Source organism: Faecalispora sporosphaeroides DSM 1294, assembly GCA_000383295.1.
GTDB lineage: Bacteria > Bacillota > Clostridia > Oscillospirales > Acutalibacteraceae > Faecalispora > Faecalispora sporosphaeroides.
Genome location: KB911079.1, coordinates 38,359 through 57,243, shown reverse-complemented (window position 1 = coordinate 57,243; position 18,885 = coordinate 38,359). Strand labels below are relative to the sequence as shown.

The window sequence follows — 18,885 nt, the reverse complement described above, 5'->3', positions numbered from 1 at the left end:
AGGCTGGATTCCATGGATAGCAGGCTGGGCGCCGTAGAGAGCAGGCTGGATTCCATGGATAGCAGGCTGGGCGCCGTAGAGAGCAGGCTGGATTCTGTGGAAAGCAGGCTGAATCAGCTGCAGGAAGACGTTGAAATTCTAAAAGAGGATACGAAAGTCACTCGCGGGGCCGTCAATCAGCTTCTCGATTGGGCCGATGATGCAGGCATTCAGGCCGTTCCCCTTTTCAACAAGAAAGCAAAATGACGTGCTAAAGTAAACCTTGCTGCAGAATTAAATAGCGGCCATACGCCGCAGCAAAATCCCCCATAGACAAGAAAAATGCGCCCCGAAACGGCTTTGAAAGCCGGTCAGGACGCCTTTTTTATGCGCTTTTAAGCAAAGCGCTTGCTCATATCCGCTTTGCCTTATTCCACGATTCTGGGCTCCGGCCCTCGCAGGTCGATAATCCGCTGGTTGCGGCTGCCGCGAAAGCGCAGGGTCAAGTCGCGCTGCTCAAGCAGAAATCTCCCGTCAATCAGCCAGTCGGCCTCTTTCAGCAGCTCCTGCACACCGGAATCCTGCATCTGCTGCAGTTGCTCCAGGGTATAGCCGCTGTATACGGTAATATCCAGCCGGGGAAGCTCTCTGCGAATCTGCTTTGCCAGCTCCGCCAGCTCGGAGGCCTGACAGAACGGTTCGCCTCCGCTGAATGTAACGCCCCTGAGCAGGGGATCTTCCTTCAGCTCCGCCAAGATCGCCGGAATATCTGCCGGGGCGCCGCCCGAAAACGGGTGGGTCTGCGGGTTATGGCAGCCGGGACAGTGGTGGGGGCAGCCCTGCACAAAGATCACGTAGCGAATGCCCGCCCCATCCACAATCGATTCCGGTTCAATTCCGGACAGCATCAGCATATTCTGTCGCTCCCTTTTGTTCAATGTCCCTCTGTGCAGCCGCAGCTGTGCTTTACGCGGTCGTGCTCTTCCGCACGCTTGGCGTTGTTCCAGCGGTCTGTGGTGCCTACCAGGTACCCGGTAATGCGGCGGATGCGCTCAAACTGTACACCCTCCTCCTCCTGCCGGTGGCACTTGGGGCACTCGTTGTCGATAATGCCGTTAAAGCCGCACACGGGGTCGCGGTCTACCGGGTGATTGATCGAACCGTAGCCGATGCCCGCCTCCTTCATACAGCGGATGACGGACTCGAAGGCCTCCAGGTTCTTGCAGGTGTCCCCGTCCATCTCCACATAGCTGATGTGCCCCGCGTTCGTGAGCGCGTGATAGGGGGCCTCCAGCTGAATCTTCTTGTAGGCCGAGATGGGGTAGTACACCGGCACGTGAAAGCTGTTGGTATAATAAGCGCGGTCAGTGATGCCGGGCAGCTTGCCGAAACGCTTCTGGTCAATCTTGACAAAACGGCCGGAGAGCCCCTCCGCGGGGGTAGCCAGCAGGCTCCAGTTGAGCTTGGTACGTTCCGATTCGTCATCCATGCGCTTGCGCATATAGCCGATGATCTCCAGACCCAGCTTCTGGGCCTCCTCGCTTTCGCCGTGATGCTTGCCGATCAGCGCGACGAGCGTTTCGGCAAGGCCGATGAAGCCGATGGAAAGGGTACCGTGCTTGAGCACCTCTGCAATGCTGTCGGTTACGTCGAGCTTGTCAGAATCGATCCAGACGCCCTGGCCCATCAGGAAGGGGTAGTTATATACCTTTTTGCCGCACTGAATCTTAAAGCGGTGCAGCAGCTGGCGCATGACCAGATCGATGCGGTCGTCGAGCAGCTCATAGAATTTATCGAGATTGCCTTCCGCCAGAATCCCGAGGCGGGGCAGGTTGATCGAAGTAAAGCTCAGGTTTCCGCGCCCGTTTACCACCTGGCGCTCCTCATCATGCACGTTGCCGATCACGCGGGTACGGCAGCCCATATAGGCAATCTCCGTCTCGGGGCGGCCGGGCTTATAGTACTGCAGGTTGTACGGCGCATCGATAAAGCTAAAGTTCGGGAACAGCCGCTTGGCCGAAACGCGGCAGGCCAGCTGGAACAGATCGTAATTGGGATCGCCCTCGCTGTAATTGACGCCCTCCTTGACCTTGAAAATCTGAATGGGGAAGATGGCAGTTTCGCCCTCGCCAAGGCCGCGCTCTGTTGCCAGCAGCATGTTGCGCATCGCCATGCGTCCCTCGGGGGAAGTATCGGTTCCATAGTTGACGGAGGAGAACGGCACCTGCGCACCCGCGCGGGAATTCATGGTGTTCAGGTTATGGATCAGCGCCTCCATGGCCTGGTAGGTGGCTTCGTTCGTCTCGCGGGTCGCCACCTCGCGGGCGTAATCATGCGCCGCGGCCGCGGCCACCCAGCTGATCTCCTGGTACCCATGGCTTCTCTGGTGCTCCGGCAGCCAGCTGCTGATCACCTCACGGTAATTGTTCATGTTGCCAAGCGTGACCGGCTCTGTGAGTGTATGCTTGATTTCATCCACCAGCAGAGAAGCATCCTCCAGAGAGAGCTCCATTTTGATGTGCAGGTACTGGATCAGGGCGCGAAAATAAGCCTTGCGGAACGTTTTGGCCACACCCATTCCCATTGCGTAATCAAAGTTCGGCACGCTCTGGCCGCCGTGCATTTCGTTCTGGTTGGCCTGAATCGCAATGCAGGCCAGCGCCGCATAGCTGCGGATATCGTTGGGCTCGCGCAGAAAACCGTGACCGGTGGAAAACCCGTCGTGGAACAGCTTGATCAGGTCGATCTGACAGCAGGTTTCCGTCAGCGCGTAGAAGTCCATGTCGTGGATGTGGATGTCGCCGCTGCGGTGCGCCTGCGCAATATCCGGGGGCAGTACATATGTATTGTAGAAGCACTTCGCACCCTCGGAGCCATATTTCAGCATCGTGCCCATCGCGGTGTCTGCATCGATATTCGCGTTTTCGCGCTTTAAATCCGCCTCCGCGGACGGCTTAAAGGTCAAATCCTCATAAATCTTCATCAGATTCTGATCCATCTCGCGGATTTTGGTGTGCTCCGCGCGGTAGATGATATAAGCCTTCGCCGTTTTGGCGTAGCCCGCGGCAATCAGCTTTTCTTCCACCTTATCCTGAATCTGCTCCACCGTGGGGATCTCTCCGGCAGGCATGGAGGCAATCACAGAGCTTGTCAGCTTGTTCAGCGCGTCGTCGCTGATGCGTTCGTCCGCAATCTGAATATTTGCCTTAAAGATCGCGTTGCGGATCTTTTGCGGGTCAAACGGCGCAGTGACTCCGTTGCGTTTGATAATGGAAGAAAAAGTTCCGGGATCAATCACCTTTTTCGATTTTTTCGACACAGCCATTTTCGTTCCCTCTCATCTTTCGGTTTTTGGAAAATCACTATATTTCCAATTCCCTTTAAAACTGCCTCATGCCGGTACGGCGGTTAATCCCCGCTCGCGGCAGGGATTAAGCCAGGCGCTGTTTTAAAGAAGAATTACTATATATAGAATCGCAAGTTCAATTCTACACCGTATGCTGTATGTTGTCAAGGGAATCTGTTCCGGAATCTGCGTGAAGCAAAGACTTTTTCATCGTGATGTGAGGGCAGTGTTCCTCCAGAAAAACCTCGCCGTCCGCCTGATAGCCCAGCGATTCATAGAAGCCGCGGGCCTGCGTTTGTGCCGCAAGGGTAATCGCCATCGCGCCGAGCGCACGGGCCTGATTCTCCAGATTTTCCATCACAATGCGGCCAAAGCCTTCGCCGCGGTAGGGGCGGATGACCGCAATGCGGCCAATGATGTATTCCCCTCCCGTGCCGGGAAACACACGTCCTGTCGCAACCGGCGTATTCTCAATATACACCACCAGATGGTGCGCAATGGGGTCGATTTCATCAAATTCGTCGCGGAACCCCTGTTCCTCCACAAAAACAGTCTGGCGAACCGCCCTTGCGTCCTCCAGCTTGTCCAGACCCTGCTCCATCAAAAACCAATAGCTGTGCATTGTGTTTTCCCTCACTCAAAATTATTTTTGATCCATTTGGCCAAAAGCTCCAGCCCCGGCAGCGCGCCCGCGCCGACCGAGGTGATCCGGTATTCCACCCGCGGGGGAATCTCCTGAAACTGGCGGCGTTCCACCAGCCCCTCTTCACTGAGCTCACGCAGGCTCTGGCTGAGCATCATGTCCGTAATCCCGGCGACCCCGGCCTTAATCTCGCGGTAGCGCAGGCTATCGCCGCCCCGCAGCACCCACAGGATGCGGGGCTTCCATTTTCCGCCCAGCTTTCGGTGAAGCGGCTCAAGGGAATCCTGCACGCCGTCCGGCTCCGGAGTCTGCGGCAGACCGGACGGCTCCGCATGTTCCGGCTCCTCCGCCGTACGGGTGCGTTTCTTCTTTTTTTCTTTTTCCTTCTTCACGGGAATCCCTTCCTTTGCGGCTCTCATCACTACCGAGTGTAGCACAGATGACAGGCGAGTTCAAGAAAAATCGGCGGCGTGCTCCTGCCTGCCAAAGCAAAACAAGAGCCGCGAAAACCAACTCGCGGCCCTTCCAAAACGCGCGGCTGCCGCGACCAGCTTCGCGGCTCTCTCAGGCGCTTTTCAACTCAGTCTGCGAGCTGGTTCATCACCAGCCCGGTGATCAGCTTGGGATAAAAATATGTGGATTTCTGCGGCATTTTCTCACCTGCGGCGGCAACATCGCGGATTTCCTCCACGCGGGTGGGGTTCAGCAGAAAAGCGCACTGAGCTTCCCCCGACTGCACCGAAGCCAGAGCCTGCGGCAGGGAGCGGGTATACGTCAGATTGATCTGCTGCGCCATATTTTCTTTATCGATGCCGAGCATTCGCTCCAGAACCAGGCTGTGCAGCACGGTGACGTCCAGCCCCTGAGAAGCGGCGCTCTTATCGGGCAGCAGCTGCGCCATGACGGAGAGCTCACGCAGCACCAGAAGGTGCCATCCCTCGCCGCCGTCGTAAAAGGCGAACGCCTTTTTTCCCTGGGCATACTGCTCTGAAAGGACGGCCTCGATGTCTTCCCTGCGTTGCATGGCCCGCACGTCGAACTGCCCGCGGCAGCGCTCCAGCAGAGCGGCGGAGTCAAAATCCGCAAGGCCGCGGATCAGCCGGTGCGTGGGGAATACCACCAGCCCCGGGTGCTGCATATCCACCAGCATCATCATCACGTAGTCCTGCGCGGGGTTCGCCGTGCCGTTTTCGCGGCAGGCGTTGCGGTAGTTGAGCGCCGTTTCGTAGCGGTGGTGGCCGTCGGCAATATACAGCCTGCGGTCCGCAAAGTCCTCGCAGATGGCGCGGATCGCAACGGGATCGTTCACAAGCCACAGGCGGTGCGTCACGGTGCCGTCGCTGAATTCATAGCGGGGCGTGTCTTTCGACAGAGCGTCGATCCGCGCAAGCGTGCGGTGCTCCTCATCCATGTACAGGCAGTAGATTTGGCTGAAATTGCAGTTGGTGGCCTTCATCAGCTCAAAGCGGTCGGCCTTGGCCTTGCTGAGGGTCTCCTCATGCGGCAGCACCACCCCGGCGGAAAACTCCTCGAGGCGCACCAGCGAGATAAAGCCCTTCAGGCGGTGCGTTTCGCCGTAGGCCTCAAACTCCTCCTCATAAAGATAGAGGCCGGGGTCGGTATCGCGGCGCAGAATGCCCTGCGAAAGCCACTCCGAAAGCGTTTCCCTCGCTTTGACATAGGGAGCTTCGCCGCGAGGCAGCTCCAATCGGATGATGTTGTGCGGGTTTTTCTCCAGAAAAGCGAGCCGCTCCTCCTCGCTGATGATATCGTAGGGCGGGCAGGTAAGCTCGGAGATATTGCCGGCCTGTTCGGTGCAAAAGCGCAGCGCGCGGAATGCTTTGATTTCTGCCACAAATACCACTCCTGTTTTCAATTTACTGTCAGATGAAAATCTGCCTTGAAAGGATCTTCTAAATCGTCCCTGTTCCGCTCCGCCGTTCAAGGCGCAGAGCATCCTCCTGGGAATTGCTTTTATTGTAGGGCTTTCGCACCGCTTCGTCAAGCGAATCAAACCAACTGCCGAATTGTGACGAATTTTCATTTTCATGGGAAACCGCATAAATCTTAAAACTTTGTTTACATTTTAGGAGTACCGCATTGATATGATAGGGTTAATGACTTTTCTGAAAAAACAGGGCGGCCGGGCGCTGCTTTTGTTTTTCACTGCGGTCTGAAGGAGGGACGTTTGTTATGATAGAGGTGAAAGACCTCACGAAACGGTATGGTTCCAAAACGGTGCTCAGCCACGTCAGCTTTACCGTGGAGGAAGGTACCATTCTGGGCTTTCTGGGGCCGAACGGCGCCGGCAAATCCACCACCATGAATATTATTACCGGCTATCTTTCCGCCAGCGGCGGCGAGGTGACCGTAGATGGACAGAACATTCTCGATTACCCCAACGAGGTAAAGAAAAAAATCGGGTATCTGCCGGAGCTGCCCCCGCTGTATCTGGATATGACCGTCAAAGAATACCTGAATTTTATGTACGAGCTGAAAAAGGTTTCTCTGCCGCGCGAAAAGCACATCAAAGAAATTTGTGCACTGGTAAAAATTGAGGATGTGTATTCCCGGCTGCTCGGCAACCTGTCGAAGGGCTACCGCCAGAGAGTGGGCATTGCGCAGGCACTATTGGGGAACCCTCCCGTTCTGATTCTGGACGAACCCACCGTCGGGCTCGACCCCAAGCAGATCATTGAGATTCGCAACCTGATCAAAAAGCTGGGCGACCACCACACCGTCATTCTGAGCTCACACATTCTTTCTGAGGTGCAGGCCGTGTGCGAGCGCATTCTGGTCATCAACCAGGGCCGCATTGTGGCGGACGGCTCACCCGACACGCTTTCGCACCAGATGACCGGCAACCACAAGCTGCTGGTTCGCCTGGAGGGCCGCGAGGCCGAGCTGAATCAGGGCCTGAAAACCCTGCACAAGGCCAAAGAGGTTCAGCCGCTGGGCGAAAAAGAGCCCGGCGTGTTTGAATTTACCGTAGAGGGCGAGCCGGGGGCCGACCTGCGGCGTGACCTGTTCGCACTGGCCTCCCGCAAGGGCTGGCCGATCCTTTCGCTGCGCACGAACGACCTGACCCTCGAGGAGGTCTTCCTGCGCCTGACCGACGGACAGGCCGCGCCCGCACAGAAGGAGGGAGAAAGCGCATGAAAGCAATTTTCAAGCGGGAGCTGAAATCGTACTTTTCTTCTCCCATCGGCTATGTGTGTGTGGCGGTGCTTCTCGCGCTGTTCGGGTTTTATTACGCCATGGTAATGAATTCCCGCTCCACCTCCTACATTACCAGTGTTTACGGCACCATGTTCATTTGGTGCATGATGATCGTCCCGATCCTGACGATGCGCTCCATGAGCGAGGATCGCCGTAATAAAACCGACCAGGCGCTGCTGACCGCCCCCGTGGGCGTGGCGGGCATTGTGATGGGCAAATTTCTGGCCTGCGTGAGCGTGTTCGGCATTGCGCTGCTCGGCAGCCTGCTGCCCGCCCTCGTCATATCATTTGTGTCGTCGCTCAACTGGGTCACGGTGCTCGGCACGGTATTCGGCGCGCTGCTGTACGGCGCCGCCATGATTTCGATCGGTGTGTTCATCTCGAGCCTGACCCAAAGCCAGATCATCTCCGCCATCGGCACGTTTGCCGCCTCGATGTTTCTGCTGATCATCGACCAGCTTTCCGGCTCCGTTTCAAACGCGGCCATCGCCAAGCTGATCGGCTGGATTTCGTTTAACAGCAGATACACCCCCTTTACCACAGGGGTATTTAATGTATCCAGCATTGTGTTTTTCCTGAGCGTCGCGGCGGTATTTTTGTTCTTTACCGCACGGCGCCTCGAAAGCCGCCGCTGGAACTGAAGGGAGGCCGACCGGAATGAGTGAAGAAAAAAAGACTCCGCAGGGCGCGGAGAAACCCATAGAGCCGAGTGCACCCGCGGAGGGCGCGCAGCTTCCCGCACAGGAGGCCGAAACCGCCCCGAAAGCGGAGTGGCTGCCGGAAGAGCAAACGGCGGAAGCAGCCGTGGCAGAGGATGCGGCCGAAAACGAAGCGGAACCCGAAGAAGATTCCCTTTCCGCAGAAAGGGAGCCGAACAAATCCCCGCGGCACACCTTCGGCAGCGTGCTTTCGTCGCAGAAGCTGCGCCGCCGCGGCATTTCCACCGTGTTTACCGCCGTGTTCCTCGCGGCGGTCATCCTGCTCAACGTGGTCGTATCGATGCTGAGCTCGCGGTTCCCCTCCATCAACCTCGATCTTTCCGCGCAAAAAACCAACTCTTTGACACAGGATGCGCTGAAGGTGGTGGATGCGGTCAAGCTGCCCACCACCATCACGATTCTGGGGCCGGAGACCGATGTGCGCGACAACGTGCTGTATTCCGGCTACGGCTTCAATTACAGCCAGGTCGCCGTTTTGTCCGACAAGATCAAGGAGCGCAACTCCAACATCACCGTCAAATACGTTGACCTGGACAAGAACCCGACCTATGCCTCGGAGCTTGGCGAAACGAACCTGACGGCCGGCTGCGTTGTCGTCAGCACCGAAAAGCGCCACCGCGTGCTGCAAATTACCGATTTGTTCAGTCAACAAACTGATTACACCACAGGGGCCGCCAGCACCTATTCCATGGTGGGCACCGCACTCGCCTCGGCAATCAGTCAGGTGAACAGCGAGAAGCTGCCGGTCATCGCCTTTGCAACGGGCCATGAGGAAATTTACGACACCACGGCGCTGCAGAGCGTGCTGAAAAACGCCAGCTTTGAAACCGTAAGCTTTAATATCCTGACGCAGGAGATTCCTGCGAACGCCCAGATGGTGATGCTGGCGTCGCCCGCGACCGACTACACCCCGCAGGAGCTGAAAAAGCTGGATGCGTTCCTCGAAAACAGCAAGCTTGCCGCAGACCGCTCCCTGCTGATCACCTTCTACCCCAGCCAAGAGGCTTTGCCGAACCTTTCCTCCTTTTTAAAGGAATGGGGGATTGAGGTTCCGCGCGCGGTGGTCGTCGAGCGCGACCAGAGCCGCGTCGCGCAGTCCGACGCTTCCTTCATCCTGACGAAGACCAATGTGGATTCCACCATCACCCTGAATTCCGACTCCACTCAGTACGACAACGTGGTGATGCCGCAATCCAGCCCGATTAACCTGCTGTTCACCTCGCGCGGCGGCGTTACCACCCACGCGCTGGCGCAGTCGTACGACACCTCGTATTTGGTGGACTCCGGCTCCACGGAGGAAAGCGTGAAAAATGCGAAGCAGCAGGCTTACACCACAGTGGCGCTGGCACAGAAGAATCTGTCGCTGGACGGAACGGTCTACAAGCAGAACGTGATCGTCGCGGGCAGCTCGCCCATGTTTGCCGAGGGGGTCATTAACGCCTCGGCCTACGGCAACGGCAAATATGTCACCGATCTGGCTCGCTACGCCACGGGAGAAACCGACTCCAACACCGGCATTCTCGTCATGCCGGTGCAGACGAATCAGGTGGATATTAACCTTTCACAGGCCGCGAGCGTGATTCTCGGCTTCGGCGTGTTTACCGTTTTGATCCCCCTCTGCGTTCTGGCGGCGGGCTTCGTCGTTTTCCTGAAGAGGAGGCACCTGTAATATGAAACACTCTACCAGAAATTTACTGGCGGCGGCCGCGGCGCTCGTCGTGCTCGGCGGCGCCTTCGCCGCTTTGAAGCTGACCGAGAAGGAGCCGCAAACGGCTTCCTCCGCTGCCGACGATACCGCGATCAGCCTGCTCTCCAAGCAAATTGAGGACGTGCAGTCGATGCAGGTCAAAAATAAAAACGGCGGCTTTGTAATCGTACCCAAAACGACGGCTGAAAGCGCCGCCTCCGGCGGCTCCACCCACACCACCTATACGGTGCAGGGGCTGGAGGGCCTTCCACTGTATGAAACCGCGGCGGAAAATGTGGTAAAAGACGGCTTCAGCCTGGTCGCGTCCAAAAATGTGGGTTCTGTAAGCAGCCTGAAGGACTACGGACTGGATAACCCCTCCGCCGAGGTACAGGTGAATTTTAAAGACGGCACGAGCTTTGATTACCTGCTGGGCAACGAGGCGGCCGGCTCCGACGGCTACTACATGGCCGGAAAAGGCTCCGACAACGTGTATGTGGTCTCTGTGGACGGCGGCATGTTCAACGGCGTCAAGGATTTTGTGCAGAAGGAGCTGTACTCCCTTACAAACGCCAGCAGCGGGCAGGAAACCCCCGCCATTGACTTTATCTCTCTCAGCAGCCCCCACCTGGGCGAACAGCTGACCGTCACCAGCCAAAATAACTCGGTCACCGTTTCGGACGGCAAGCAGAGCGTATTGGTGGACGATACCCAGTATTCCACCCTGGCCACCGCCATTTCGACCGTAACGGCCGATGAGGTGACCGCCATTCACCCCACGGCAGAGCAGATCAAGCAGTACGGACTGGATACACCCTCCATGACGCTGTCCTTTACCGCCGACAAGCACTCGCATACGCTCAAGGCCGGCAACACGGAAAACGGGATGCGGTATATCATGGCCGACAGCATCGACGCCATCTTCGGCATCAAGGAGGAGACCTCCTCTGTTTGGGCCACGGCGACTCTGTTCAGCCTGCGCAGCAAATTTGTGCAGATCCCCAACATTATCGATGTCAGCGGGCTGGACGTAACGGCGGACGACAAGACGTACACGTTTGAAAAAGCCCGCACGAAAAACGCCTCAAAATCCACCAAGGACAGCGAGGTTTACGATTATACCGTCACCTGCAACGGCAAGGCGGTCACGTACGAGCCGAATTTTCAGAAGTATTACCAGAACATTGTGGCAGTGCAGCTGCTGGAGGAGGCCAACGCGGATTCTGACGGGGTGGCGACCGCCATGAGCGGACAGCCGGCCTTCACGGTGCGCTTCCGCTTCTACGACGCCGCCCGAAAGCCGGTTACGGTGCAGTATTATATCGTCGGCGACCGTCGGTACCTGGCGGTGGTGGATCAAGTGCCCCAGGGGCTTGTGACCGGGACGAACATCACCGGCCTGATCGCGGACACCGCCACCGTTGCCGAAAACGGCGCAGTGCAGGCGGGGCTGTAAGTTCGCAAAACAGACCGTTCCGTCCCTTTCGGAGAGCTTGGATGCGGGACGGGCTTTACCAGCAGTGAGGTATCAAAGACATCGATAGCTTCGACCTTTATGCGTTTGCTTTGTAATACAAAATGCTTATCCCGCCGCCCTTTCGCAAAAAGCTTCTGCTGATATACTTGGCTCCAGTCCACAAAAAAACCGGCCTGCGGTTCTTTCCCCGCGGGCCGGTTTTTTATTTTATTAAAAGTAAGAAGAGCAATTACTTCTTCGCGGAATAGGCGTAAGTGAATTTGGGATCGTGTGTAAACAGGTTCTTATAGATTGCGGCGGCCCGCTCCCTGTAGAATTCCATGGTCTCGCCGGAAGCCTCCAGCTGTGCCATCGCCCCCGCGCTTTGTGCCTTTTCCGCAATCTTTTTCAAATCATCGGGCGTACCCTTAACCCATCTTTCCTGGCGTTTCTGGTAGCTCTTCTTTTTGGATTCCGGTGCCTTCGCCAGCAGCTTTTTGTAGCCGGAATCGATCTCTGTCTGCCAGAGCTTTGTGTACTTTTCATTGACCTTGATCATGTCGGCGGTAGAGGTGGCTTTTTCCATCTCGGCCAGATACGCCTTGTCGATCGGGTTGTTCACAAACAGCTTGTTGAAGTCCTTGTTGCTTGTAACGATATTCTTCAAAGAGGTCGCCTTGTCATCCGGGCCGGACGCCGCCGCGGACGATGTGCCGGACGATGAGGGCGCCGCCGACGGGGAACTGGACGGCGCTTTTGACGGCGCCTGAGATTCCGGCGCGGACAGTGCCGGCTCCGACACGAGGGACGACGTGTCCTCCGGGGTTTTATTACACCCAAAAAACACCGAAAAAACCATTATTGAAGCGATCAGCAATGATGCTGTTTTCATTTTCTTCATCACCATGACATCCTTTCCAAAGTAAATTTCCAAACGCTTCTCGTTTTGGTGGCAAATTTACTTTACCATAACATCCTCTGTCTTTCAATCACACAAACCTGAAAAAAATCTTACTAGAATCTTAAGACCATTCTCTGAAACAGCAGGATTCCCGTTTCCGCCTGACTCCATCACAGGTGCAAAGCCAAAACCAGCATCGGCTCCAGCTGCCGATAGATCGGCTCAAATTGCTCAATCGGCAGCGGGTTCTCGCCCATGCCAACCTCCACCGTGAACGCGGGGCGCCGCAGGCACTCGATGAACCAGTCCTTAAAGCCGCCTCCCACCGCCAGGCCCTCCGGCTTCGCCACCTGGTATCCCGCTGCATCTGCCAGCCTCTGCGCCATCTCCAGCGAGCAGGGCGGGGTATGTTCTCCAAAATCATAATAGATCACTTCACCCTGGCTGTGGAACGCCAGTGCCTGGCAAAAACAGTGCCGTCGGCACAGGCGGGTCATCGCGGCGGTTTCGGGCTCGCTCTCCGGGCAGGGGCCGCCGTAGCGCGTGGAGCCGGGGCCTGTGATTCCGGATTCGATCTCCAGCTCGCGCAGCTCACACCACCCGGCGTCAAAATTGTGGTTGATATCTACACCGCGGGCGTTGGCCTGCCACCGCTTTTCGGGATTGCACAGCTGAATCGCCACTCCGTCAGGATTCACGCAGGGGATCATGCAAAGCCCCCGCTTTTGCAGCAGCGCCGTCACGTCCTCGCCGGCCAGCATTGTGCGGTCGCGCAGCGCCTCGCACAGCCTGCGGGCGAACCGCAGCAAAATCAGCGTGGTGATCCATTCCATCCCGTGAAACGCACCCGCAAACAGCACCCGCTCCGCAGAGGCGCCGACCGAAAATGAAAAAATCTGCCGGCTGCACACGCTGCACCCAATCGAGCCGATTCTCGCGAACGAAAATCTCCCCAGCTCCTGCATTTGCTGCTTTAGAATACAATAATCCGGCGGCATAATCCGCTGTTCCATCGCATAACCCCCTTTTTCTGGTAATCCCAGTATAAGCGACGCTCCGTCAAAAACTTTGTCGCAGGCAGGCCGATCGGATTTGATTCTGCGCAAAAGATCCGCTATAATTAAGAAGAACGCTTTTCGCGGCGCGGCGGGAGAGAAAAATGGTAAGCACCTGTGTGAAATTGCTTTTAAAACGAAGCCGTTTTAACGCACACAGGGAGCCGCCGCTGGTCGATTCGCACCGGAAGGGTTCGCTGTGCAGGCCGCAGCCTGAAAACCGGACGGTGTTCAAGGGAATGGACCGTATCATGCCATCGTTTCTAAAATACACGGGCGCCAAACAGGCTATGGAGGGATTCACCGATGAAGCTTTCAGAAAAAACCTTGCAGCAGGAATATCGTTACCGGGGCAAAATCGTCAATCTGCGGATTGATCAGGCTCTGCTCGAAAACGGCGCCACGGCGCTGCGCGAGGTAGTAGAGCACCCGGGAGGCGTGTGCGTCGGCGCGCTGACAGAGAAAAACGAGCTGCTGTTCGTGCGGCAGTTCCGTTACCCTTACGGAGAGGTGGTCACGGAGCTCCCCGCCGGGAAGCTGGAGCGCGGGGAAGATCCTCTGGAGGCCGGGAAACGGGAGCTGCTGGAGGAAACGGGAGTTATTGGAAAGGATTACCAGTTTTTGGGTGATTTATACCCGTCGCCGGGCTACTGCGACGAAATTATTCGGCTTTATTTCTGCCGTGTGGACACCGTGGGGCAGAGCTGCCCGGATGAGGGTGAGTTTCTGGAGGCGGGGCGCATTCCGCTGGAGCGGGCGGTGCGGCTGGTACTGGAAAACAAGCTGCCCGACGCGAAAACCCAGACCATTATTTTAAAGATCGACGCGCTGCTGCGCGCCGGAAGGCTGCCCCTCCAATCCAACCTCTAAAGCGGAGGGCCAAAAGACCGGATTCGTTTTCCCCTTGTCCCCGACGGGGGAAACAGACGATTTCTGATTCCATGCTTTGACAGCAGGCGCTTTCCCAAACAAAAAAGTTTTCCACGAAACCCAGGCAATTCGTGGAAAACTTTTTTGCTTTTATCTGTTGGATTTGACTGCCGCCGCCGAAAAAACGATTGGGAATCGGCCCCCGGAGCTTGTGTGACGCAGTTAAGCAGGCTGCGTTTCAAACACATCGGCTACCTTGCGCAGCCACTTTGTGATCTCGATATGCTGTGGACAGCTCTGCTCGCACTTTCTGCACCCGATGCAGTCCGACGCTTTGCCAAAGGTTTTGGCCATGTTGGCATAGTACAGCTCGTTGATCGTCCACCGGTTGGGGTCTCCCGTTCTGAGCTTCTCGCGGTTATCCATATTATACATGGAAAAGTATTTGGGAATCGCGATGTTCTTTGGGCACCCCTTGACGCAGTATTCGCAGGCGGTACAGGGGATTGCAATCGTTTCGTTGATGGATTGTACCACCTGCTGCAAAAGCGCCTGCTCATCCCCGCTCAGCGGCTCGAAATTCTGCATGTAGCCCGTGTTGTCGAGCAGCTGCTCCATGCCGGACATTCCGCTGAGCACCATCATCACGCCCTCCAGACCGGCGGCAAAGCGGATGGCCCACGACGGCAGCGACCGCTCCGGCTGGTGCTCCTTCAAAAGCTGCTCCGCTTTTTCCGGCAGCGCGGCGAGCATTCCGCCCTTCACAGGCTCCATGACGACGACCGGCTTGCCGTGCTTTCGCGCTACCTCCCAGCAGCGGCGCGACTGAATGCTCTGGCTTTCCCAGTCCATATAATTGATCTGCAGCTGAACAAACTCTGTTTCGGGGTGCGCGGTTAAAATTTCATCCAGCAGCTCCGGCGTATCATGGAACGAAAAGCCCATATGGCGGATTTTCCCCTCCTCCTTTTTCTTTTGGACAAACGCGAAGCTGTCGAACCGTTTGACCGCCTCATAGTACGATGTGTTCAAATTGTGCAGCAAATAGTAATCAAAATACTCCACGCCGCACTTTTCCATCTGCTCCTCAAAAATACGCTCCTGGTCGCCCTCGTTTTTCAGGAACATGGAAGGCAGCTTTGTCGCAAGCGTAAAGCTGTCTCTGTCGTGCCGCTTCACCAGCGCTTCGCGAATTGCCCTTTCGCTCTGCCCGCCATGATACATATAGGCCGTATCAAAATAAGTAAAGCCTCTCTCCAGAAAGGCGTCCACCATCTGCTTCACAGCGTCCAGGTCGATGCTGGCCGGATCGTTTTGGTCTTTCAGCGGCAAGCGCATGAATCCAAAGCCCAGTTTTTTTGTAGCCATACGAACACAACCCCCTCTTAATTTTCTGATTCCGGAGCCGAAGGCGCGCGGGAACTCCGTGCCTGTCTTCCGCCTGTTTTTATAATTGTAGTCTCAGTATACTATATAGAGTGGACTCTAAGTCAAGTGCCAAAGAAAAGGAATTTAGCGGCGGGCAGGGCTGGTATGCCCGTTGCGCAGCGGCAGACGAAAGGGCCGCGGGAATGATCCCGCAGCCCTTTCTGTAGGAGAATTTTCTGTTATGGCTGTTTTGAGCCATGAAAAGGAATCGGCTTATGTTAGAATCATCGGCCCGATAAATGCCCAGATCAGGATGAACACCACAACGGTTCCCGAAGCGATCCACGAGGCCTGAAGCATCTCTTTGGTGTTGTTGGAGTGCGCGATGCCGAGCTGGCCGATCATATTGGTGGTGGGGTACACGGAGCCGGTCAGGCGCGTCGCAGCCAGAATCGAAATTGCGAACATGCTCATCGGCAGGCCCGCAGAAACTGCCGCCGCGCCGAACATCTCGGCAATGATCTTGATTTCAGCCACGGCCGCCGCCTCAATGCCGAAGCCGCCGACAACCGACGCGATCAGCATGACCGCGGTGGGGCTGTCGCCCGCAACGTTGCCCAGCAAATTGGAAAGCGCTTCGAAACCGCCGCCAAGAGTTATCAGATTCAGCAGAACGTCGATGGTGACGAACACAACAAACATATGCGCCTGGCTAGCGATTCCCTTGCACAAAGAGCTGACGGCATGGTCGATGTTGATTCGCGCAAACAGGCTGATGACAACCGCCAGCAGGATCATCACGATCAAAGCGTAGTTGGTGCCCTGCTTGGTCATGATTCCATACGCGACCAGCAGCACAAAGGAGGCCAAAAACGCGATGGTGGTCAGGCGCTCCTTCGGGGTGATCACGATATCGTCCAGATTCGTGATGCCGTCGCCGAGCTCATATTTCTCTTTGCCCTCGGTGCGCTTTTGGGTACGCTTTACCGCGAACCACATGCCGCCCAGCCAGAAGAGGGAAAACGGCAGCGCAGCGCCGAGCATCAGCTGGCTGTAAGATAGCTTTGTCACTTCCATCGTGATGAGGGTCACGCCGGTCAGCGGCCCCAAGATCAGGCCGATTTCACCGGATACCTTAAACAGGGCCGCCACCACGGTAGGGGTGATGCCGAGCGACGCCATAACCGGGATCATGATGGGGGCGATGACCGCATTCCCCCCGCCAAGCGTTCCCAGCAGGCCGCAGATGAGAATGGAACAGACAATCAGGGCAATTTTTGCCTTTGTCTGCGTGTTCACGCCGATGCCCTTGACGATCCAGTACACCAGCGTGTGGGTGACTCTGGTTTCCGTCATCAGCACACCGAGCCCGGCGCCGGTCATAATAATGACACCGATCAGCGCCGTGGTGGAGCCAAGGCTTTGCGCGAAGGCCGCGGCCAGCATTTTCAGGTTCTGGCCCATCATGATCGCCGCGATGGCGATACCCACGATGATGCCAGAGGTGTTGTCTTTCCCCATAAACACCATTACGATGTAAACGACCAGGGGAAGCAGTGCCAGCAGGGATGGGGCGGAAAACAGTGCCCAGCTACCCATTTCCATAAAATATACCTCCTTCTATTCTGATGCCATACCGGCAATGGACGGCGTGAGAAACCCAATCTCAGTTCTGTTCCCACCTGCAAGAGAACGCCCTATTGGCAATGAAAAAATAAGAAAAAGCAGGACGGCCACTCTCAACAATGAAAAGCATTCTGAAGCAAACGGAACGCTTCTTTGCCGCAATACCATATTTATGTTGTGTGCAGAAGAATTTTTCCGGTTTTGGAAGCGGTGCGTTCCCCATTTTTCAGGGCAGGAACCCCTCCGACAATCACATGGGTAATCCCCGCCGGCTTTTGGTTGGAATCGAGATAGGTGCAGCGATCCTCCACGGCGTTTTCGTCAAATACGGTAAGATCCGCCGCTTTGCCCGGCGCGATTACGCCGCGGTCGGTAAGGCCGAGAATCTCCGCAGGCAGTCCGGTCATCTTATATACCGCGTCCTCCAGCGGCATCAGCCGGTGCTCACGCACCGTTTGGAGGAAACGGGGGAAGGTACCGTAGCTGCGCGGGTGCACCTCTACATCCATCACAGCGCTGTCAAACGGGTAGTTGACGCCGTCACTGCCCACCGCAATGCGCATATCCTTCATGAGGCGCAGCATATCCTCCTGATTCAGGCAGAAATAGTTGCAGGCCACAGAGCCCTGGCTCTTTACCAGGCACCGGGCCGCCGCTTCTTCGGGCGGGCAGCCCAAAAGCTCTGACAGCTCCGCCAGATTTCTGCCGTTGGCCTCGGGCATATGGTCCATGGTGGAGACGATCATCACCGCCTCGGCTCCGCCCCGGTTCTCCATTTCGGCGCGGATTTCGGAAAGGAGCCGAGGCGTCGGCTCCTCGAGCCGTTCCACCAGCTTTTGCAATCCGCCGTCGAACGCCCATTTTGGGCAAAGCGCCGTCAGACTGGTGGAGGTAGCCGTATACGGGTACTGGTCGCAGGTGATGGTGAGTCCCTCGGCGCGAGCGTCCTCCAGTTTTTGCAGCAGCTCTTCCGCACGCCCCCACTGCGGCCTGCCCATCAGCTTTAAATGCGAAATTTGCAGGTGTACACCGGAGCGGCGGGTCACCTCGAGCATCTCGTCCACGGCCTCGAAGATCCGCGGGCCCTCGCTGCGCATATGTACCGAAACAATGCCGTTATGCCGCTTTACCACCTTGGCCAGCGCCGCTATTTCGTCTACCTTGCCGAAGCTGCTCGGCGGGTAAATCAGCCCCAGCGACATGCCAAACGCGCCCCGTTTCATCTCGCGGTCGAGCACCTGCTCCATCTGCTCCAGCTCCGCCGGCTCGGGGTCGCGCAGACCAAAGCCCATCACACTGCCGCGCAGCGTGCCGTGGCCAACCAGCATGCCGTAATGGGTCGACGGCGGCGCCAGTTTGGCCCGTTTGGCCACATCTGAAACAGAGTCCTCGCGCAGCTCAAGAGCCCCCATCGGAATCGCCAGCGTCCCCTGATAATAGCGGTTGATTTCTTTGCGGTACCGGTCGTTGCTCGGAATGGTGGAAACCCCGCAATTGCCGGTAATTTCGAGCGTAACTCCCTGAAACAGCTTTGCCTGCGGCTCAAAATCCTGAATCAGAGGGCTTGCGTCGGAGTGCGTGTGAATATCGATAAACCCGGGCGCGACGATTTGCCCGTGCGCATCCAGCACCTGCCCTGCTTCCCCCTCAAACCGCTCACAGACAGCGGCGATTATTCCGCCCTCAATGCAGAGATCCGCCCGCTTTCGTTTGGCGCGCGTACCGTCTGCCAGTATTCCGTTCTTGATCACCAGATCATACAAAACCAAAACACCTCCCGTTAATATTTGGCGCCGGGCTTTCGCACCGCGCGCCCGTCGTACCGTCCCTTACGGGCAAGCATATTAAAACATGTGAAAGTCTATTCCTTGCCCGGTCAGTTGACTGTTTTTGTCTTAGGCATTGAAAGCACAGATTTCATCTTTTCCGTCAGGTTCATTCCGTTGGCACGGCAGTGCGAGAGAATCGCCCTATAGGAACGCAAAAGGACCCTAACAGTCACAAAATAAATTGCAA

General features: G+C 56.7%; 17 protein-coding genes. 6 read left to right on the top strand and 11 right to left on the bottom strand.

All coding sequences use genetic code 11. The features are described 5' to 3' along the window. The coding region (locus tag G340_RS17020; protein ID WP_407635367.1) for a hypothetical protein at positions 1-246 on the top strand (246 nt) is incomplete at its 5' end. A gap of 161 nt (positions 247-407) precedes the next feature. Here G340_RS17020 and nrdG read toward each other — a convergent pair. The 5 genes from nrdG to G340_RS0115820 form a co-directional block, all read right to left on the bottom strand. Beyond that, a complete protein-coding gene (gene nrdG / locus G340_RS0115840; protein ID WP_020074621.1) occupies positions 408-893 on the bottom strand; it encodes an anaerobic ribonucleoside-triphosphate reductase activating protein in 486 nt (161 codons plus the stop codon). 20 nt (positions 894-913) lie between these two features. After that, positions 914-3,304: an anaerobic ribonucleoside triphosphate reductase gene (locus G340_RS0115835; protein ID WP_020074620.1), complete on the bottom strand. Its 2,391-nt coding sequence runs from the start codon at positions 3,302-3,304 to the stop codon at positions 914-916. A 163-nt stretch (positions 3,305-3,467) separates the two neighbouring features. After that, positions 3,468-3,926 (bottom strand): GNAT family N-acetyltransferase, encoded by a 459-nt coding sequence (locus G340_RS0115830; protein WP_326522433.1) that lies wholly within the window; start codon positions 3,924-3,926, stop codon positions 3,468-3,470. A 32-nt stretch (positions 3,927-3,958) separates the two neighbouring features. Further along, positions 3,959-4,405, bottom strand: coding sequence for a winged helix-turn-helix transcriptional regulator (locus G340_RS0115825; RefSeq protein ID WP_326522432.1), 447 nt, complete (start codon positions 4,403-4,405; stop codon positions 3,959-3,961). Between the two features lie 143 nt (positions 4,406-4,548). Further along, entirely contained in the window at positions 4,549-5,823 is a 1,275-nt protein-coding gene (locus G340_RS0115820) for a DUF1015 domain-containing protein (RefSeq protein ID WP_020074617.1), read from the bottom strand. A 338-nt stretch (positions 5,824-6,161) separates the two neighbouring features. Between G340_RS0115820 and G340_RS0115815 the strand changes: the two genes are divergently transcribed. The 4 genes from G340_RS0115815 to G340_RS0115800 are packed head-to-tail and all read left to right on the top strand — an operon-like array spanning position 6,162 to position 11,049. Beyond that, positions 6,162-7,127 carry an ABC transporter ATP-binding protein gene (locus G340_RS0115815; protein ID WP_020074616.1) on the top strand — a complete coding sequence of 322 codons (966 nt, stop codon included), beginning with the start codon at positions 6,162-6,164 and terminating at the stop codon, positions 7,125-7,127. Next, positions 7,124-7,828, top strand: a complete 705-nt coding sequence (locus tag G340_RS0115810) for an ABC transporter permease (RefSeq protein WP_020074615.1) — start codon at positions 7,124-7,126, stop codon at positions 7,826-7,828. The genes G340_RS0115815 and G340_RS0115810 overlap by 4 nt, the downstream gene beginning before the upstream one ends. 16 nt (positions 7,829-7,844) lie before the next feature. Further along, positions 7,845-9,575 carry a Gldg family protein gene (locus G340_RS0115805; RefSeq protein WP_020074614.1) on the top strand — a complete coding sequence of 577 codons (1,731 nt, stop codon included), beginning with the start codon at positions 7,845-7,847 and terminating at the stop codon, positions 9,573-9,575. A gap of 1 nt (position 9,576) precedes the next feature. After that, positions 9,577-11,049, top strand: coding sequence for a DUF4340 domain-containing protein (locus G340_RS0115800; protein ID WP_020074613.1), 1,473 nt, complete (start codon positions 9,577-9,579; stop codon positions 11,047-11,049). A gap of 250 nt (positions 11,050-11,299) precedes the next feature. Here the strand turns inward: G340_RS0115800 and G340_RS18545 are convergent, their stop codons facing one another. The 3 genes from G340_RS18545 to G340_RS0115790 form a co-directional block, all read right to left on the bottom strand. Continuing rightward, entirely contained in the window at positions 11,300-11,716 is a 417-nt protein-coding gene (locus tag G340_RS18545; RefSeq protein ID WP_326522431.1) for a lysozyme inhibitor LprI family protein, read from the bottom strand. 163 nt (positions 11,717-11,879) lie between these two features. After that, positions 11,880-12,038 (bottom strand): hypothetical protein, encoded by a 159-nt coding sequence (locus G340_RS18540; protein ID WP_326522430.1) that lies wholly within the window; start codon positions 12,036-12,038, stop codon positions 11,880-11,882. Between the two features lie 82 nt (positions 12,039-12,120). Next, positions 12,121-12,963 carry a M14 family metallopeptidase gene (locus G340_RS0115790; RefSeq protein WP_020074611.1) on the bottom strand — a complete coding sequence of 281 codons (843 nt, stop codon included), beginning with the start codon at positions 12,961-12,963 and terminating at the stop codon, positions 12,121-12,123. 348 nt (positions 12,964-13,311) lie between these two features. Here G340_RS0115790 and G340_RS0115780 point away from each other — a divergent pair, with 348 nt between their 5' ends. Then, entirely contained in the window at positions 13,312-13,875 is a 564-nt protein-coding gene (locus G340_RS0115780) for an NUDIX hydrolase (protein ID WP_020074609.1), read from the top strand. Between the two features lie 222 nt (positions 13,876-14,097). Here G340_RS0115780 and G340_RS0115775 read toward each other — a convergent pair whose 3' ends face one another. The 3 genes from G340_RS0115775 to G340_RS0115765 form a co-directional block, all read right to left on the bottom strand. Continuing rightward, complete coding sequence (locus G340_RS0115775; protein ID WP_020074608.1) at positions 14,098-15,243, bottom strand: aldo/keto reductase; 1,146 nt, start codon at positions 15,241-15,243, stop codon at positions 14,098-14,100. A 273-nt stretch (positions 15,244-15,516) separates the two neighbouring features. Beyond that, entirely contained in the window at positions 15,517-16,848 is a 1,332-nt protein-coding gene (locus G340_RS0115770) for a TRAP transporter large permease subunit (protein ID WP_020074607.1), read from the bottom strand. A 191-nt stretch (positions 16,849-17,039) separates the two neighbouring features. Continuing rightward, the gene (locus G340_RS0115765; RefSeq protein WP_020074606.1) at positions 17,040-18,632 is read right to left on the bottom strand and encodes an N-acyl-D-amino-acid deacylase family protein; all 1,593 of its coding nucleotides are present in this window, start codon (positions 18,630-18,632) and stop codon (positions 17,040-17,042) included. Positions 18,633-18,885 lie beyond the last annotated feature (253 nt).